Below are 514 nucleotides of genomic sequence, written 5' to 3' on the forward strand. Positions count from 1 at the left end.
AAAGCATGGCAGCTCGCCATTGTTGTACACTGGCTTTTCTTTATTGAGTTTTAAATTCAATCATAGTCAATAGTACTATTAAAAATGTCAGAACACTAATGATAGTGGTGAATATCCCAGTTCTTTTTGATTTCGTCCAACCTGCCAATCCGATAACTGTTGATAAGGAAAAAATACCTATAAGAAAGGTAAAAGATCCAATCGTTTTTGTTAAGGAGAAGTCTTCTTGAATAACCTTAATTGGATACCCTTCAGTAGTCATCATTACAATTTTTGTCATTGCAAACACAGTAATAAGAAAACAACCTGCAGCAATTGTTGACGCTTTTAATATATTAATTGTAATTCGATCGGTTGATTTATGGACTAATAAATTGGCAGTTACTGCAATAGAAAAACCACTTAATAAAGAACTAACCAAAATTTGCTGAGAAGCAAGTTTATTCCAATATTCTAAAGATAATTCCATCATGCTTTTTCCTAGTTCTGTATTTTTATATTCAGCTTGTGTACA

General features: G+C 31.7%; 1 protein-coding gene. It reads right to left on the reverse strand.

Going from position 1 to position 514, the window contains the following annotated elements:
- Positions 1 to 40 precede the first annotated feature (40 nt).
- On the reverse strand, positions 41 to 514 hold a 474-nt coding region (locus E1171_RS23190; RefSeq protein ID WP_187696101.1), incomplete at its 5' end, for a hypothetical protein.

The sequence above is a fragment of the Xanthovirga aplysinae genome (assembly GCF_009711365.1).
Classification (GTDB): domain Bacteria; phylum Bacteroidota; class Bacteroidia; order Cytophagales; family Cyclobacteriaceae; genus Xanthovirga; species Xanthovirga aplysinae.